Raw genomic sequence first — 16,116 nt, forward strand, 5'->3', positions numbered from 1 at the left:
ACGTGCAATGACACAGACTGCCGCGGACAATGCGTTTTCGCGAAATGCGATGCGCGCCGAGCTGCTCGATGCAGAAACCGAACAGAAGCTCGCCCGGGCCTGGCGCGACGAGCGGGATGAGAAATCGCTGCACCGATTGATCAACGCCTACATGCGGCTGGCGATCTCGATGGCCTCCAAGTTTCGCCGCTACGGCGCGCCGATGAATGACCTCATTCAGGAGGCGGGGCTCGGCCTGATGAAGGCGGCCGACAAGTTCGATCCCGACCGCGGCGTGCGATTCTCGACCTATGCGGTCTGGTGGATCAAGGCCTCGATTCAGGATTACGTGATGCGCAACTGGTCCATGGTCCGGACCGGCTCGACCTCCTCCCAGAAATCGCTCTTCTTCAACATGCGCCGGGTCCAGGCCCGCATCGAGCGCGAGGCGATGGCCGATGGCCAGGAGCTTGACCGGCACCAGCTGCGCCAGCTCATCGCGACGGAAGTGGGCGTGCCGCTGCATGATGTGGAGATGATGGAGGGGCGGCTGTCGGGCTCGGATTATTCGCTCAACGCGACTCAATCCTCCGAGGATGAGGGCCGCGAGTGGATCGACGCGCTGGAAGACACCGGGCCGCAGGCGGCGGACACCGTCGAGACCGCGCATGATACCGATCAGGTCCGCGCCTGGCTCCTCGAAGCGCTGACCAGGCTCAATGAGCGCGAGCGGTTCATCGTCCGGGAGCGCAAGCTGCGCGACGAGCCCCGCACGCTGGAAAGCCTCGGCAAGGAGCTCAGCCTGTCCAAGGAACGCGTCCGCCAGCTTGAGGCGGCGGCGTTTCAGAAAATGCGCAAGACCCTTGAAAGCGAATCCCGCGAGGTGCACGACTTTCTCCTATGAGGGGTCTTGCCGCCACGATCGCCGTTTGCCTTTCCGCCGCGCCTGCCGTGGCGGGGCCCGGGGCGGATGTGGTGTTTATCGGCGAGGTGCATGACAACCCCGCGCATCATGCGGTTCAGGCCGCGCGCGTGGCCGAGCTTGCGCCCGCCGCACTGGTGTTCGAGATGCTGGAGGCGGGTGTGGCGGCGCGCGTGACTGAGGAGCTGCGTCGGGACGCGGCGGCGCTTGAGGCCGCGCTTGGCTGGGCGGAGAGCGGCTGGCCCGATTTCGCGATGTATTATCCGATTTTCACCGCCGCCCCGGAGGCGCGCATCTATGGCGCGGCGATCCCGCGGGAGCTTGCCCGCACAGCGCTGAACGAGGGGGCGGAGCCGGTGTTTGACGGGGACGCGGCGCGATTTGGCCTCACGGAGCCGCTGCCCGAGGATCAGCAGGCGGCGCGAGAGGCGATGCAGGCCAGCGCCCATTGCGACATGCTGCCCGAGGCGCTTCTGCCCGGGATGGTCATGGTTCAGCGGCTGCGCGATGCCGAGCTTGCCCGCGTGGCCGAGATCGCGCTCAGCGAGACCGGCGGGCCCGTCGCCGTGATCACCGGAACCGGCCACGCCCGGCCCGACTGGGGCGCGCCGTTCCTGCTCCGCCGGGCCGCGCCGGAGATCACCATCGTCACCATCGGCCAGGCCGAAGAGGGCGCGGAATTCGGCGCTGGGTTCGATGAGTTGATCATCACGCCGCCGATCCCGCGCGAAGATCCCTGCGCCGCCTTCCGGTAGCTTGCCACCGCATCGGCGCCTGCGTAAGTTGCCCCGCAAGGGGTCAAGCGGTGTCCGGCGCGGGCGCAAGGGGCCGGATTTCGGGGGCAAAATGCTGAACGGCAAGCGTATTCTTCTGATCATTGGCGGCGGCATCGCGGCGTACAAGGCGCTGGATCTGATCCGCCGATTGCGCGAGCGCGGCGCTGCGGTCACGCCGGTCCTCACCCGCGCAGGCGCCGAATTCGTCACGCCGCTCTCGGTCGCGGCGCTGGCGGGCGAGAAGGTCTACACCGATCTGTTCGATCTCACCGATGAGGCCGACATGGGCCATATCCAGCTCTCCCGCGTGGCCGATCTCATCGTCGTCGCCCCCGCGACGGCGGACCTCATGGCCAAGATGGCGGGCGGGCAGGCCGATGACCTCGCCTCGACGCTCCTTCTGGCCACCGACACGCCGGTTCTCATCGCCCCGGCGATGAATGTGCGGATGTGGGAGCATCCGGCGACGCAGCGCAACCTCGCGACCCTGAGCGGCGATGGGATCGCGCTTGTGGGGCCCAACGAGGGCGACATGGCTTGCGGCGAATACGGGCCGGGACGGATGGCGGAGCCGATGGAGATCGTCGAGGCGGCGACCGCGCGGCTCGTGGACGGGCCGCTCAAGGGGCGGCGCATCGTGGTGACCTCCGGCCCGACGCACGAGCCCATCGACCCCGTCCGCTACATCGCCAACCGCTCCTCCGGCGCTCAGGGCACGGCGATTGCCGCCGCCCTCGCGGCCCTCGGGGCGGAGGTGGTCTTCATCACCGGTCCCGCCTCGGTCCCGCCGCCAAGGGGGGTTACGGTCCACCCCGTCGAGACCGCCCGCGAGATGGCCGAAGCGGTGGACGCGGCGCTGCCCGCCGATGCGGCGATCTTTGCCGCGGCGGTGGCCGACTGGCGCGTGGCCCGGCAAAGCAGCCGCAAGCTCAAGAAGACCGGTGGCGGGATGCCGGCGCTGGAGTTCGCCGAAAACCCCGACATCCTCGCCGGCGTTGCGCAGCGCAAGACCGCCCGCCCGGCGCTCGTGGTGGGCTTTGCCGCCGAGACCGACGACGTGCTGGAGCACGCCACCGCCAAGCGCGCGCGCAAGGGCTGCGACTGGATCATCGCCAACGATGTCTCACCGGAAACGGGCATCATGGGCGGGGCCGAAAACGCCGTCACCCTCATCTACAAGGACGGCCACGAGAGCTGGCCACGCATGGCCAAGGACATGGTGGCGCGCAAGCTGGCGGCGCGGATCGCCGAGGCGCTCGGGGGGCCTGCGGCCGATGAGTGAGGTGACGGTGGAGTTTCTGTGGGAGGAGGGCGCGGATCGCGCGCTCGGGCTGCCCCACTATGCCACCGCCGGCGCGGCGGGTGCCGACATCCGGGCCAATTTCCCGGCCGTGGCGCGCGGCGGGCTTCGTCTTGCGCCGGGCTCGCGCGCGCTCGTGCCGACAGGGCTGCGCATCGCGATCCCCGCGGGCTTCGAGGTCCAGCTGCGGCCGCGCTCGGGCCTTGCGCTCAAACACGGGCTCACCCTGCCCAACAGCCCCGGCACCATCGATGCCGACTATCGCGGCCCGCTTGGCGTCATCGTGCTCAACGCGGGCACCGAGATGTTCGAAGTCACCCACGGGATGCGCATTGCGCAGATGGTCGTGGCCCCGGTGGTGCGTGCGGCGTTCCGCGCGGTCGAAGAACTGCCGGACACGGTGCGCGGCGCGGGCGGATTCGGCTCCACGGGGACGCGCTGATGCTTCTGGTCCTCGCCGTGGCGGCGGCGATCTGGGGCGCAGGCCACCTGACGGACGCGCCCAAGGCCCAGAGATGGGCGCTTATCGGCGTGCTCTACGTCGCGGTGATCCTGATACAGCTCACCTTGCCCGAGGGCGCCCCCCTGCGCGAGGCGACCGGCGGCGGCGCGGCGGGCTGGCTCATCCTCGGCGGCCTCGCAGCGCTCGTGCTGATCTATCGCCGCCTCCTTGGGCGGCTCAAGGCCCGGATCGCGGATCAGGCGCCGGAGCGCCCCGCCCCCCGGCAGGACCGGTTTTCCGAGGCCGAGTTGGAACGCTATGCACGCCATATCGTGCTGCGCGAGGTTGGCGGGCCGGGGCAGAAGGCGCTGAAACAGGCGCGTGTCCTGATGCTCGGGGCCGGCGGGCTCGGCGCGCCCGCGCTGCAATATCTCGCCGCCGCCGGGGTCGGCACGATCGGCGTTATTGATGATGACGTGGTGGAGCTCTCCAACCTGCAGCGCCAGGTGATCCACACCGACGCCCGCAGCGGCATGCCCAAGGTCTTCTCCGCCGAAGCCGCCCTCAAGGCGCTCAACCCGCATGTGGATATCCGCCCCTATCACCGGCGCTTTGACGAGACCATCGCCGAAGACCTGCTCGCCGACTATGACATGATCCTCGACGGAACCGACAATTTCGAGACCCGCTATCTCGCCAACCGCGTGGCGGCCCGGCTCGGCAAGCCGCTGATCTCCGGCGCGCTGAGCCAGTGGGAAGGGCAGCTTTCGGTCTTCGATCCGGCGCGCGGCACGCCCTGTTACGAGTGCATCTTTCCCAAGGCCCCGGCGCCGGGCCTCGCGCCGAGCTGCGCCGAAGCGGGCGTCGTCGGGACATTGCCCGGCGTCGTCGGCGCGATGATGGCGAACGAGGCGATCAAACGGATCACGGGCGCGGGCGCGGGCCTTGAGGGCGAGATGCTGATCTTTGACGCGCTCTACGGCGAGACCCGCCGCGTCCGGCTGAAATCCCGCCCCGACTGTCCGGTCTGCGGCGCGGGGCGCGCGCAGGCCTGATCGCGGCGCGGCGCCATACGCCCGCCCTTGCGCTCCACCGGCCGGAGCCTCATCTTCACGGGGACACAGACGCCGAACGCCCCCAATTTACCCCAGAGGCCTCCATGACAAACCCACTGCTCGACGATTGGACCACACCGTTTTCCATCGCGCCCTTCGATGCCATCGAGGACACGCATTTCGAGCCGGGATTCGAGACGGCGCTGGAGCGCGCGCGGGCCGATATCGCGGCCATCGCCGATCAAGCCGAGCCCCCCACATTCGCCAACACCATCGAAGCGCTGGAACGCGTGGGCGAGGATCTCGACAAGGTGCTTTCGGTGTTTTTCACCGTCTCTGGCGCCGACAGCAACGACACCCGCCAGGCGCTCCAACGCGCCTTTTCGCCCCGGCTCGCCGAATACCGTAGCGAATACTACGCGAATTCGGCCCTGTTCCAGCGCATCCGTACCCTCTGGGAGGGTCGCGACGGCCTTGACCTCACGCCTGAACAGGCGCGGCTCCTGATGCTGACGCATCGCGCTTTCCTGCGCGCGGGCGCGGCGCTTGAGGGCGAGGACGAAGCGCGGATGCGGCAGATCACCTCGCGGCTCGCCGTCCTCGGGACCGAGTTCACCCAGAACCTTCTCGCCGATGAGTCCGCCTGGACCATGCCGCTCTCGGAGGCCGATCTCGACGGGCTGCCCGAGTTCGTCAAATCCGCGGCCCGGTCGGCCGGGGCGGAAAAGGGGGCCGAGGGGCCGGTGATCACGCTCTCGCGCTCGCTGATCGTGCCGTTCCTGCAATTTTCGCCGCGCCGGGATCTGCGCGAACGCGCCTTCCGGGCCTGGGAGGCGCGTGGAGCGAATGGCGGCGAGACGGACAACCGCGCGATCTGTGCCGAAATCCTCGCCCTGCGCCAGGAGCGCGCGGCGCTGCTGGGCTATGAGAGCTTCGCGGCCTTCAAGCTGGAAACCGAGATGGCCAAGACGCCGGAGCGCGTGCGCGCGCTGCTCATGGCCGTCTGGGAACCGGCCAAGGCCCGCGCGGAGGAGGACGCCGAGGTGCTCGCGGCAATGATGGCCGAGGAGGGCATCGACGGGCCGCTCCAGCCGTGGGACTGGCGCTACTACGCCGAGAAACGCCGCAAGGCCGAGCACGATCTCGATGAGGCCGCGCTCAAGCCCTATCTGCAACTCGACCGGATGATCGAAGCGGCCTTCACCTGCGCGACGCGGCTCTTCGGGCTGGAGTTCGCTCCGGTCGACATTCCGCTCTATCACCCCGATTGCCGGGCCTGGGAGGTCACGCGCGGAGGCGAACATGTGGCGGTCTTCATCGGGGACTACTTCGCGCGCGGCTCGAAACGCTCGGGCGCCTGGTGCTCGGCGATGCGCGGCCAGCGAAAGTTTCCGGACGTTCAGGGCCCCGTGGTCATCAACGTCTGCAACTTCGCGAAGTCCGACCCGGCGCTTCTCTCTTATGACGACGCGCGCACACTGTTCCACGAGTTCGGCCACGCGCTCCACCAGATGCTCTCGGACGTGCGCTACGAAAGCCTGTCGGGAACCTCTGTCGCACGCGATTTTGTGGAACTGCCGAGCCAGCTCTACGAGCACTGGCTGGAGGTGCCCGAGGTACTGGGGGAGTTTGCGACGCACTGCGAGACCGGGGAGGCGATGCCGGAGGACATGCTCCAGCGCCTGCTCTCCGCGGCGACCTTCGACATGGGGTTCCAGACGGTGGAATACGTGGCCTCGGCCATGGTCGATCTGGCCTTTCACGAAGACGCAGCCCCCGCCGATGTGATGCAGAAACAGGCCGAAGTGCTCGACGCGCTGCACATGCCTGCCGCGATCCGGATGCGCCACGCCACACCACAGTTTGCCCATGTCTTCGCGGGCGACGGCTATTCAAGCGGGTACTACAGCTACATGTGGTCCGAAGTGATGGACGCGGATGCCTTCTCGGCCTTCGAAGCGGCGGGCGATCCTTTCGATTCGCAAACCGCGAAATCGCTTGAGCGCCACATCCTCTCCACTGGCGGAAGCGACGATCCCGAAACGCTCTACCTCGCCTTTCGCGGGGCAATGCCCGACGTCGACGCTCTGCTCAAAGGCCGGGCCCTGATCGCAGCCGGTGACGCCTAGCCGTTTTCTGATCAATCAGAAAACGGGCCGGAAAATGATCGATCATTTTCCGGCCCCGCTCGGATGTCGCTCAGGTCGAGACCTGTTCTCGCAGCACGGAGATCGTGAGCGACAGGACGAGATAGAGCCCGGAGAAGATCAGAAAGGCGAGGGCGGTGTTTTCGAACGCGCGCGGGTAGGTGGCCTCGTCGGGCGCCACGGGGTCGACGCTGCGCGACAGGTAGCGCGTCTGGCGGTTCACTTCGATCTGGCTGGTTTCCATGTTTTGCAGCGCCGATTGCAGCATGAGATTCTGCATCTCGAGGTCCGATTGTGCCAGTCGGATGCGGGTCGTGACATTGGCGAGCGAGTCCTCTCCCGAGTTCGCGTCATTCATCTGCCTGCGCAGGTCCTGAAGCAGCGCCTCCAGCCGGGAAATGTCGCGCTCTACCCCGTCGACGCGGCTTTGATTGGGCCGGAGGTTGTCGAGCAGCGCCTGGAGGGAGAGTTGCTTTTCCTGCAGCTCGATCTCTCTTTGGGTGATCTGGCCGCGCAGGGCCGAGATCCGCGCTTCGGGGTCGACCAACGCGGCGGTTTGCTGCAGCTCGACGAGGGCCTCCTGCGCGGCGCGACGATCGTCCACGGCTTTTTCCAACGTGCGCCGAGCCTCGGCCAGCTGGTCTTCGCGCTTGCGGATCGTGAGGTTGTCCACCCGCTCTTCGGCGTAGGCGATCAGGCGTTCGGAGATCTGCTGGCTGGTCTGCGGGTCGGCGGCGATGACCTCCATCCGGATCACGCCCTCTGTCGGATCGTATCCGAGCTTCACCCGTTTGGAGTAGACCTTGTAGGCGTCTTCGTTGCTCGCGTCCGCGTCCAGCCGTTGAAGCGGGTCGATCGAGGGTTGTTGGAAATGCGCCTTGAACTGAAGTTCCTCGTCCAGCCGGAGCATCGCGTCGCGACTTTCGAGATAGGACTGCACGTTGATCGAATCGCGGTTGGTATTGAGCTGCATCGGCAGCATCGCGCCAAATCCGCCGCTGCTCCCGGTTTCGGCGGTCTGGATGACGAAATCCGATTTCGTGGCGTACATCGGCGTGGCGATCCGGGTGTAGTAAATCCCCGCGATCAGGGTGGGCAGCAGCACGAAGAAGGAGAGACGCGCAAAGAGCAGCGCGAGTTTGCGGCGCCGGCGCCGGACGATCTCGCGCTGGATGCGGGCCACTTCGGCCATGCGTTGATCGAGCGGGCTGCGCCGTTTGGGCCGGTCGGGCAGGCTGTCGCTCTCGCGCCGCTGCGGGAGTTGGACGCGTTCGGGTTCGGCGGACTCCGTAGGGGCCTTGGCGGCGGGCGCCGGCTGTGGGGCGGCGGCGCCCGCCGACTGGCGGGAGAGCGAATTGGGCCGCGCGAAGGGATCGATTCCCCGGCCCCGCAGCTTGTGCACCGCGTCGTAATCCGAGCTCGGCTCCAGCCCGTGTTTGGTGGCGAGACGGCGGGCCATGCGCAGCTGGCGCGTGGTCAACCCCTCCTTGCCAATCGCGGCGATCGCCTCGGCGGCACTGCCCGGCGCGGGGGGCGTGGCGTCTGGCGCCTCGGGGGACGGATTCGGATTGGCCGCCTCCTGCGGAAACTCGTCACCGCTTTCACCGGCGACGGGAAAGGGCGGATCGGCAGGCGCGGGCGACGGTTCGGCGCCCGGGCGGCGGCGTTCGACACGATACTTCTTAACCTTGATCTTCGTAGTCATAGAGTGACTTCGCTTCTTCCAACGTGTCGAACATATGCAACTGACCGTCCCGCAGAACCGCCGCGGAGCGGACGAACTGGCGCAACATTCCGGGGCTGTGCGAGACCATCACCAGTGTGGTCGTCCTGAGCCGTTCTTTCAATACTTCTCCGGCCTTGCGGTTGAACTCCACGTCGGTGGCGCCGGGCATCCCCTCGTCGATGAGGTAGATGTCGAAGTCGATCGCGAGCAGCAGCGAGACCGACAGGCGCGCGCGCATCCCGGAGGAATAGGTCGCGACGGGCTGGTCGAAATACTCCTCCAGATCGCACAGCCAGCGGCAGAAGGCCTCGACGTAATCGGGGTCCGTTCCGTAGATCCGGGCGATGTAGCGCGCGTTTTCCATAGCCGAGAGACGCCGCTCGACGCCGCCCATGAAGCCCAGTGGGAAGGAGACGCGGCAGCCGCGCCGGACCTCGCCCTCATCGGGTTTTTCAAGTCCCGACATGAGCCGGATCAGCGTTGTCTTGCCCGTGCCGTTGGGCGCGAGGATGCCCAGAGAATGGCCAAGATCGACGCGGAAGGAGGCGCGATCGAGGATCACCTTGCGGCGCTCACCGGTCCAGAAGGATTTGCTGACACTGTCGAATTCAAGCATGGGCGAGCGCGCGCCGGGGGTGGCCCGGACCTTGAGGATCGTGGTGGCCGGCGCGCCCGGAAGCCGGGCACACGGCGCGCCGTTCTAGCGCGAAACCACCAGAAAAGAAAGGGCGGGCGGCGGTGGGCGCCGGTCGCTGCGCGGCATCAGAAACTGAAGCTGACCCCGAGGTTGAGCGCGTTGGTGATGATGTCGGTCTTGAGCTCGCCGCCGCCGTCGAGATCGGCGGTGTTGGACGAATAGGTGAACTGGTACTCGCCGAAAAGCGAGGTGCTCTCTCCAATCGCATAGCTCGCCCCGGCGGTGAGCCGTGCGGCGGGGCCGGTCACCTGATAGCCGAAGGTCTTGTCGCCCGCGGTCGTCTCCACATCCACATGCGGGATCGCGAGCCCGAGCCCGCCCCCGACATATGGCGTCACGGCACCGAAGCGATCGGGCCAGCGGCGATGGGCGTTGAGCGTCAGGAGGTTGAGCCCGTCGGTAAATTCCAGCCGGTCGAACCCGGCCTCTGCCTTCTCGTCATCGGGGGCGTAGGTCTTGGCGTGAGTGAATTCGACACCGTAGCCGATCCGCTCGCTGCGCCACCACGTCGCGCGCAGCCCGTAATAGGGCGGGGCCTCGAAACTGCGCCCCTCCCAGCCGATGAGACTGTCGATGTCGCCGCCGCCGGGATAGTCGCCCTCGATTCGGCTGTGCGGCGCGGTCTGCATGCCGGAGTAGATGCTGAGCTCCAGATCGCCCCCCAGAAAGCCGCCCAGCGGCCCTTCTTGCGCGGCGGTCATGGTGGCCGCGCCGGCAAAAACGGTGATCAGGGTGGCGGCGAGGCCGATGCGGTCGCCAGTGCTGCGGAACAGGGTGTTTGCCATGAGGATCGTCCAAATCGGAACGTAAGCGTGTCAAAATGAGTCTAAGCTCTTGCAACACAGGGCGCAACTGCGGCAATTTCGCCACGCGGCACCTGCGCCGGAATGTCCGCTGGACGGCTTGGGCCCGGGGCGTTAAAAGCCCCGCCAAGCGGCGGCGGGCATTCCTGCGGCCCGGTTAGCATGTCGGCCTATGCCGGCCTATAATGGAGAATCTCGTGTCCCACGCAGAAGATCACGAAGGCACCCGCCGAGACTTCCTCTACTACGCCACGGCAGGTGCCGGCGCGATTGCGACCGGTGCGGCCGTCTGGCCTCTCGTCAACCAGATGAACCCCTCCGCCGATGTGAAGGCGCTGTCGTCGATTCGCGTCGACGTGTCGGATGTCGCCGAGGGCACGCAGCTGACCGTGAAATGGCTCGGCAAGCCGGTCTTCATCCGCCGGCGGACCGCCGAAGAGATCGAAGAGGCGAACGCCGTGGACCTGTCCGACCTGCCGGACAGCGACGCGCGCAACGCCAACCTCGGCGCGGCCCCCGCGAGCGATGCGAACCGCGCGCTCGATGAAAGCGGCGAATGGCTGGTCCAGATCGGCGTCTGCACGCACCTTGGCTGCGTCCCGCTGGCCGAAGCGGGCGATTTCGGCGGCTGGTTCTGCCCCTGCCACGGATCGCACTACGACACCGCGGGCCGCATCCGCAAAGGCCCCGCGCCCGAGAACATGGCCGTCCCGATTGCCGCGTTCGAAGACGAAACAACGATCAAACTGGGATAAAGGAGCAGATCATGGCCGGAATTCCACACGATCACTATGAGCCGAAATCGGGCGCGGAGCAGTGGCTCCACCGTCGCCTGCCCATCGTCGGGCTGCTCTATGACACCCTGATGATCCCCACCCCCAAGAACCTCAACTGGATGTGGATCTGGGGCATCGTCCTGACCTTCTGCCTCGCGCTGCAGATCATCACCGGCATCGTCCTCGTGATGCACTACACGCCCAACACCGAGATGGCCTTCGCATCCATCGAGCACATCATGCGCAACGTGAACGGCGGTCACATGATCCGCTACCTGCACATGAACGGCGCCTCGCTCTTCTTCGTGGCGGTCTATCTCCACATCTTCCGCGGCCTTTACTACGGCTCCTACAAGGAACCGCGCGAGGTCACATGGATCATCGGGATCCTGATCTACGTGCTGATGATGGGCACCGCTTTCATGGGCTACGTGCTGCCCTGGGGCCAGATGTCCTTCTGGGGCGCGACCGTGATCACCGGCCTCTTCGGGGCGATCCCGCTCATCGGCGAGCCGATCCAGACGCTCCTGCTCGGCGGCCCGGCGGTCGACAACGCCACGCTCAACCGCTTCTTCTCGCTGCACTACCTGCTGCCCTTCGTGATCGCCGCGCTCGTCGTGGTGCACATCTGGGCCTTCCACACAACGGGCAACAACAACCCCACCGGTGTCGAAGTGCGGCGCGGCTCCAAGGCAGAAGCCGAGAAGGACACCGTTCCCTTCTGGCCCTACTACGTGATCAAGGATCTCTTCGCCCTGGTGCTGATCCTCGCGGTCTTCTTCGCGATCGTGGGCTTCATGCCGAACTACCTCGGTCACCCCGACAACTACATCGAGGCCAACCCGCTGGCGACGCCCGCGCATATCGTCCCCGAATGGTACTTCCTGCCGTTCTACGCGATCCTGCGCGCCTTCACCGCCGATGTCTGGGTCGTGATCATCGCAGAGACGATCACGGGCGGAATTGTCGACGCCAAGTTCTTCGGCGTGCTCGCCATGTTCGGCGCTATCGCCGTCATGGCCCTGACGCCGTGGCTCGATACCTCGCCGGTGCGCTCCGGGCGCTACCGTCCGAAATTCAAGATCTTCTTCTGGCTGCTCGTCGCGGACTTCATCTTCCTGATGTGGCTCGGCGCGATGCCCGCGGAAGAACCCTATGCGAGCCTCTCGCTGATCGGGTCGGCCTACTGGTTCGCCTACTTCCTGGTGATCCTGCCGCTGCTCGGTGTCTTCGAGAAGCCGCTGCCGCAGCCCGAGACGATCGAAGCCGACTTCGAGGCGCATTACGGCAAATCCGACGCAGCTGCCGGCTCCGCCGCGCAAACACCCGCCGAATAAGCAGAGGCCGCAGCACATGTTGAGACAACTCGCACTCACCGCCACGACCCTCCTGACCATCGCCACCGGCGCGGCCTTTGCCGCCGGTGGGGAAGGCCACATCGAGGACATCGACTTCTCCTTCGAGGGGCCGTTCGGCAAATTCGACCAGAACCAGCTCCAGCGCGGGCTGAAGGTCTACACCGAGGTCTGCTCCGGCTGTCACGGCCTGCGCTACGTCCCGATCCGGACGCTGGCGGATGAAGGCGGCCCCGGCCTGCCCGAGGATCAGGTCCGCGCCTATGCGCAGGAGCGGTTTGTGGGCGACGAAGGCGCCAACCCGCGCCTTTATGACTTCAACGAAGGTGCGGCGCGCAGCCTCACCGAAAACGACTTCTTCCCCGCGGTCGAAGCGGCCAACGCACCGGATCTCAGCCTCATGGCCAAGGCCCGCGCTGGGTTCCACGGGCCCTACGGCACCGGCATCAACCAGTTCTTCAAGGGCATGGGCGGGCCGGAATACATCGCCTCGATCCTGACCGGCTACACCGGCGAGGAAAAGGAAGAAGCGGGCACGATCTTCTACGAAAACACTGCCTTCCCCGGCGGCTGGATCGCCATGGCCCCGCCGCTTTATGGCGAGGACGTCGAGTTCGACGACGGCCACAGCAATGACCTGCACCACGAGGCCGAAGACGTCGCGGCCTTCCTGATGTGGACGGCCGAGCCGAAGATGATGGCGCGCAAGCAGGCCGGGTTCGTCGGCGTGCTGTTCCTGACGATCTTCGCAGTCCTGCTCTATCTCACCAACAAGCGCCTCTGGGCGAATGTGAAGGGCAAGAAACGCGCCTGATCCGGGCCGCGCCGTCATCGTCAGCGCGCGGCACTGACAGTCAAACAAACGCAAGCGCCCTCGCAGACCTCTGCGGGGGCGTCGCTGTTCCCGACACTAAATCGCGCGGTTGAAACGCAGGCCCTGCGATCGGATCGCAAGCTCTTCAATCCAGCAATCTTTCGATGAATTTTGGCTCGGCGCGCGCGATCCGAACAACCCCCGGCCCAAAGCGCTGAGATTGACGTTGGACCCTCCGCGTTTGCGCTATTTCATTCAAGGCGCCTCATCCGCTACAAGGCCTCGGAGCAGTCTTCGCGGCGTCGCCAGAGCGCCCAAGGGCTGCAACATTTTTCCAAATGGATTGGCGGAAACGGCCGGGCCATTTCCCATCCCTGCCCCGGCCCATCGCCGGGCGCCACTAGACCATCAAGGCGCATGTCATGACCCGCATCCTGATCGTCGCGGCCCATCCGGAGCCAAGTTCTTTCACCCTGACCTGGGCGCGCGAGACGCTGCGCGCGGCTGAGGCGCTCGGGCATGAGGCGGCGCTGATCGACCTCCATGCCGCCGGGTTCGATCCGGTGGAAAGCGCGGCGCATTACCCCCGCCGCGACGGGCCCTTCGATCCGCTGAAGGCGCAGGAGGACGGGGTCGAGGCCGCCGACGTCCGCGCGCAGATGGCACAGATCGAGGCGGCGGATTGGCTGATCCTGCATTTCCCGATCTACTGGTTCGCGCCGCCCGCGATGATCAAGGGCTGGTGCGAACGGGTGCTGGCCCATGGCCGGCTCCACGATGTGGAGAACCGGTTCGACACCGGCCCCTGCCGCGGCAAACGCGCGCTCTTTTGCGTCACCACCGGCGCGAGCGCCGCGGAATGCGGGCCCGATGGCAAGGAAGGCAACCTCGCGCATCTGCTCTGGCCGCTGGCCTATACGCTGCGGTATTGCGGCTTCGACGTGGCCGAGCCAATCGTGGAACACGGCGTTCATGGCTACCACAGCGGCGCGCGCAAGTCCGAGCTGGAGGCGCGGCTCACGGCCCGCCTGCGCGCTCAGCAAGACATCATGGCCGGGCTCGAGGGCCGGGCGCTCCTGCGCTTTCACCCGGATGGCGATTTCGACGACACCGGGCGGCTCCGGCCGGGGATCGCCCCGCTCTCGCCCTTCATCGCGCCGCCGGGGGCCGAGGGGCCAGACCGCTAAGGCGCGCCGCGGAAGAATTGCCAAAGCGCTGAAATCTGGGCATCTTGCGCCCATGGACTTCCTTCAGCACAGCCAGGATCTTCTGCTCGTCTCGGCCTCCTGCCTCGTGGCGCTGGTCGCGGGCTTCACCGGTCTGTCGCTGACCCGGGACCTGTCGCGCAAGTCGATGGTCCAGAAGAAAATCTCCATCGCGCTCGCCTCGGTTGCGCTTGGCGGGGGCATCTGGTCGATGCATTTCGTGGCGATGCTCGGCCTGCAACTGCCGATCCTCTTCTACTACGACGCCGCCATCACGCTCATCTCCGCGCTCACCGCGATCCTGATTGTCGCCGCCGCGCTGGTGCTGCTGCACTTCCGGCCCCGCACGGCGGGGGTGATTTCGGCGGCGGGGGTGATCGTCGGGGTCGGCATCCTCGCGATGCACTACATCGGCATGGCCGGTCTGGAGCTGTGCCGCGCGGTTTATACCCCGCTGGGCCTCGTCGCCTCCTCCGCCGCGGCAATCGCGCTTTGCATCCTTGCCTTCGGCATCGCCTATGGCCGCCGGACCAATCGCAACATCGTCCTCGGGACGGTCTGCTTCGCCATCGCGGTCTGCTCCGTGCATTTCCTCGCCATGGCCGGGACACGTTTCGTCGCAGCGCCGGGCGTGGCGGAGTTCGGCCCGAGCATGAGCAACGAGGTGCTGGCGCTCGGGGTTATCCTGTCGAGCTTTGTGCTGTTCGGCACGTTCCTGTGGGTGAGCGTCGCCTATCTCGTGGGCAGCCCGGAGGCGGCTCCGGGCGCGTTGGCCGACGCGCCGCGCGCGCCGGCGGGGGTGCAAGTCCCCTGCGAGCGGGACGGGGCCAAGGTCTTTGTCGCGGTGCGCGACGTGGTGCTCGTCCGGGCGGATGGCCACTACACCCAAGTCTACACCGAGGACGACCGGCTCTTCTGCGTCTGGCCGATCACCGAAGCCCACAAACGCCTCGCGCCACAAGGCCTGTTGCGGACGCACCGCAGCTATCTGGTCAACCCCGAGAAGGTCTCGCGCTTCGAGCGGTCCAAGGACAAGGGCCGCTGTCTTTTCGCGGGCGATGGGCTCCCGCCCGCGCCGGTGAGCCGCTCCCAGCTCAAGGCCATCCAGGACGCGCTGGCCGGCCCCTCCGGCGCAGTTGGTGCGCGCTAGGGCGCATCTCGTGCAAAACCACCGTTTTTCATGGGAAATCTAAGGCGCCGCGCCGCCGTCCCGGGCACTCTCTTCCTCAGCCAGAACGCATGCTTCTTGAGGAGGAAAGCAGATGATTCCAGCGGGTTTTGAGTATCATCGGCCCCGGGATTTGGAGGGGGTGCTCGCGCTTCTCGACGAACACGGTGACGATGCCCGGGTCATGGCCGGTGGACACAGCCTGATCCCCATGATGAAGCTCCGGATGGCCGATGTGCCCCATCTGATCGATCTGCAGGCCGTGGACGGGCTTGCGGGGATCGAGATCGGCGCGGATGAGATCCGCCTCGGCGCGATGGTCACCCAGACCGAGATCATCGGCCATGCCGGGCTTGCCGAGGCCGCGCCGATCCTGCGCGAAGCGGCGCTCCAGATCGCGGATCCGCAGGTGCGGAACATGGGCACGGTGGGCGGCAATATCGCCAACGGCGATCCCGGCAATGATATGCCCGGTCTGATGCAATGCCTTGATGCGCGGTTTACCCTCGTGGGCTCCGGCGGGGTGCGCGAGGTCGCGGCGCGGGAGTTTTACGAAGCGGCCTACATGACCGCGCGGGAGGATGAGGAAGTCCTGACCGCCGTGACGATCCCACGGCCCGCAGGTGGCCATGCCTATGAAAAGCAAAAGCGCAAGATCGGCGACTACGCGACGGCTGCTGCGGCAGTGCAGATCGCGAAAGAGGGGCGCGCTTGCGCCTCGGCCGCCATAGCCATGACCAACCTCAGCGACACGCCGGTCTTTTCCGAAGGCGCGGGCGCGGCGCTGGTCGGCACTGCGGTGGACGCGGCGGCGCTCGCGGCGGCCTCGGAGGCGATGCTGGGCGATATCGATCCGACCGAGGACAACCGCGGCCCGGTGGCCTTCAAGAGACATGTGGCGGGCGTCATCTTGCGCCGCGCCATCGAGCGCGCCTGGTCGCGGGCCTGAAG

The 16,116-nt window shown here is 66.8% G+C and carries 15 protein-coding genes; 12 read left to right on the forward strand and 3 right to left on the reverse strand.

The window, feature by feature from the left end; all coding sequences use genetic code 11:
* The first annotated feature begins 7 nt into the window (after positions 1-7).
* The 6 genes from BM353_RS08620 (at position 8) to BM353_RS08645 (ending at position 6,603) form a co-directional block, all read left to right on the forward strand.
* Positions 8-883: an RNA polymerase factor sigma-32 gene (locus BM353_RS08620; protein WP_092079385.1), complete on the forward strand. Its 876-nt coding sequence runs from the start codon at positions 8-10 to the stop codon at positions 881-883.
* Positions 880-1,656: a ChaN family lipoprotein gene (locus BM353_RS08625; protein ID WP_092079388.1), complete on the forward strand. Its 777-nt coding sequence runs from the start codon at positions 880-882 to the stop codon at positions 1,654-1,656. Before BM353_RS08620 ends, BM353_RS08625 begins: the two co-directional genes overlap by 4 nt.
* Before the next feature lie 91 nt (positions 1,657-1,747).
* Positions 1,748-2,959 carry a bifunctional phosphopantothenoylcysteine decarboxylase/phosphopantothenate--cysteine ligase CoaBC gene (gene coaBC / locus BM353_RS08630; protein ID WP_092079391.1) on the forward strand — a complete coding sequence of 404 codons (1,212 nt, stop codon included), beginning with the start codon at positions 1,748-1,750 and terminating at the stop codon, positions 2,957-2,959.
* Positions 2,952-3,419 (forward strand): dUTP diphosphatase, encoded by a 468-nt coding sequence (gene dut / locus BM353_RS08635; RefSeq protein ID WP_092079394.1) that lies wholly within the window; start codon positions 2,952-2,954, stop codon positions 3,417-3,419. Before coaBC ends, dut begins: the two co-directional genes overlap by 8 nt.
* Entirely contained in the window at positions 3,419-4,474 is a 1,056-nt protein-coding gene (locus tag BM353_RS08640) for a HesA/MoeB/ThiF family protein (RefSeq protein ID WP_092079397.1), read from the forward strand. The genes dut and BM353_RS08640 overlap by 1 nt, the downstream gene beginning before the upstream one ends.
* Before the next feature lie 104 nt (positions 4,475-4,578).
* The gene (locus BM353_RS08645; RefSeq protein ID WP_092079400.1) at positions 4,579-6,603 is read left to right on the forward strand and encodes a M3 family metallopeptidase; all 2,025 of its coding nucleotides are present in this window, start codon (positions 4,579-4,581) and stop codon (positions 6,601-6,603) included.
* 70 nt (positions 6,604-6,673) lie between these two features.
* On the opposite strand, the gene BM353_RS08650 is transcribed toward BM353_RS08645, so the two are convergent.
* The 3 genes from BM353_RS08650 to BM353_RS08660 form a co-directional block, all read right to left on the reverse strand.
* Positions 6,674-8,326, reverse strand: a complete 1,653-nt coding sequence (locus BM353_RS08650; protein ID WP_092079403.1) for a KpsE/RkpR family capsule polysaccharide export protein — start codon at positions 8,324-8,326, stop codon at positions 6,674-6,676.
* Entirely contained in the window at positions 8,304-8,963 is a 660-nt protein-coding gene (locus BM353_RS08655) for an ABC transporter ATP-binding protein (protein WP_092079406.1), read from the reverse strand. The genes BM353_RS08650 and BM353_RS08655 overlap by 23 nt, the downstream gene beginning before the upstream one ends.
* A 146-nt stretch (positions 8,964-9,109) precedes the next feature.
* Positions 9,110-9,829 carry an outer membrane protein gene (locus BM353_RS08660; RefSeq protein WP_092079409.1) on the reverse strand — a complete coding sequence of 240 codons (720 nt, stop codon included), beginning with the start codon at positions 9,827-9,829 and terminating at the stop codon, positions 9,110-9,112.
* A 215-nt stretch (positions 9,830-10,044) separates the two neighbouring features.
* Between BM353_RS08660 and petA the strand changes: the two genes are divergently transcribed.
* The 6 genes from petA to BM353_RS08690 all read left to right on the forward strand — a co-directional run bounded on the left by petA (position 10,045) and on the right by BM353_RS08690 (position 16,114).
* The gene (gene petA, locus BM353_RS08665) at positions 10,045-10,602 is read left to right on the forward strand and encodes a ubiquinol-cytochrome c reductase iron-sulfur subunit (RefSeq protein ID WP_092079990.1); all 558 of its coding nucleotides are present in this window, start codon (positions 10,045-10,047) and stop codon (positions 10,600-10,602) included.
* An 11-nt stretch (positions 10,603-10,613) separates the two neighbouring features.
* A complete protein-coding gene (gene petB, locus BM353_RS08670) occupies positions 10,614-11,960 on the forward strand; it encodes a cytochrome b (RefSeq protein WP_092079412.1) in 1,347 nt (448 codons plus the stop codon).
* A gap of 16 nt (positions 11,961-11,976) precedes the next feature.
* Complete coding sequence (locus tag BM353_RS08675; protein ID WP_092079415.1) at positions 11,977-12,792, forward strand: cytochrome c1; 816 nt, start codon at positions 11,977-11,979, stop codon at positions 12,790-12,792.
* A gap of 422 nt (positions 12,793-13,214) precedes the next feature.
* On the forward strand, positions 13,215-13,979 hold the full coding sequence (locus BM353_RS08680) for an NAD(P)H-dependent oxidoreductase (protein WP_092079418.1): 765 nt from the start codon (positions 13,215-13,217) through the stop codon (positions 13,977-13,979).
* Between the two features lie 52 nt (positions 13,980-14,031).
* Positions 14,032-15,147 (forward strand): MHYT domain-containing protein, encoded by a 1,116-nt coding sequence (locus BM353_RS08685; RefSeq protein WP_092079420.1) that lies wholly within the window; start codon positions 14,032-14,034, stop codon positions 15,145-15,147.
* 112 nt (positions 15,148-15,259) lie between these two features.
* Positions 15,260-16,114: an FAD binding domain-containing protein gene (locus BM353_RS08690; RefSeq protein WP_092079423.1), complete on the forward strand. Its 855-nt coding sequence runs from the start codon at positions 15,260-15,262 to the stop codon at positions 16,112-16,114.
* Positions 16,115-16,116 lie beyond the last annotated feature (2 nt).

Origin of the sequence: Poseidonocella sedimentorum, assembly GCF_900116005.1 — a bacterium.
GTDB lineage: Bacteria > Pseudomonadota > Alphaproteobacteria > Rhodobacterales > Rhodobacteraceae > Poseidonocella > Poseidonocella sedimentorum.

Bases quoted from the DNA above. Each gene is read 5' to 3' on its own strand.
- BM353_RS08620 (WP_092079385.1), top strand. From the start codon at position 8: ATGACACAGACTGCCGCGGACAATGCGTTTTCGCGAAATGCGATGCGC.
- BM353_RS08625 (WP_092079388.1), top strand. From the start codon at position 880: ATGAGGGGTCTTGCCGCCACGATCGCCGTTTGCCTTTCCGCCGCGCCT.
- BM353_RS08690 (WP_092079423.1), top strand. From the start codon at position 15,260: ATGATTCCAGCGGGTTTTGAGTATCATCGGCCCCGGGATTTGGAGGGG.
- BM353_RS08645 (WP_092079400.1), top strand. From the start codon at position 4,579: ATGACAAACCCACTGCTCGACGATTGGACCACACCGTTTTCCATCGCG.
- coaBC (WP_092079391.1), top strand. From the start codon at position 1,748: ATGCTGAACGGCAAGCGTATTCTTCTGATCATTGGCGGCGGCATCGCG.
- BM353_RS08640 (WP_092079397.1), top strand. From the start codon at position 3,419: ATGCTTCTGGTCCTCGCCGTGGCGGCGGCGATCTGGGGCGCAGGCCAC.
- BM353_RS08655 (WP_092079406.1), bottom strand. From the start codon at position 8,963: ATGCTTGAATTCGACAGTGTCAGCAAATCCTTCTGGACCGGTGAGCGC.
- BM353_RS08675 (WP_092079415.1), top strand. From the start codon at position 11,977: ATGTTGAGACAACTCGCACTCACCGCCACGACCCTCCTGACCATCGCC.
- BM353_RS08660 (WP_092079409.1), bottom strand. From the start codon at position 9,829: ATGGCAAACACCCTGTTCCGCAGCACTGGCGACCGCATCGGCCTCGCC.
- BM353_RS08650 (WP_092079403.1), bottom strand. From the start codon at position 8,326: ATGACTACGAAGATCAAGGTTAAGAAGTATCGTGTCGAACGCCGCCGC.
- petB (WP_092079412.1), top strand. From the start codon at position 10,614: ATGGCCGGAATTCCACACGATCACTATGAGCCGAAATCGGGCGCGGAG.
- BM353_RS08685 (WP_092079420.1), top strand. From the start codon at position 14,032: ATGGACTTCCTTCAGCACAGCCAGGATCTTCTGCTCGTCTCGGCCTCC.
- BM353_RS08680 (WP_092079418.1), top strand. From the start codon at position 13,215: ATGACCCGCATCCTGATCGTCGCGGCCCATCCGGAGCCAAGTTCTTTC.
- dut (WP_092079394.1), top strand. From the start codon at position 2,952: ATGAGTGAGGTGACGGTGGAGTTTCTGTGGGAGGAGGGCGCGGATCGC.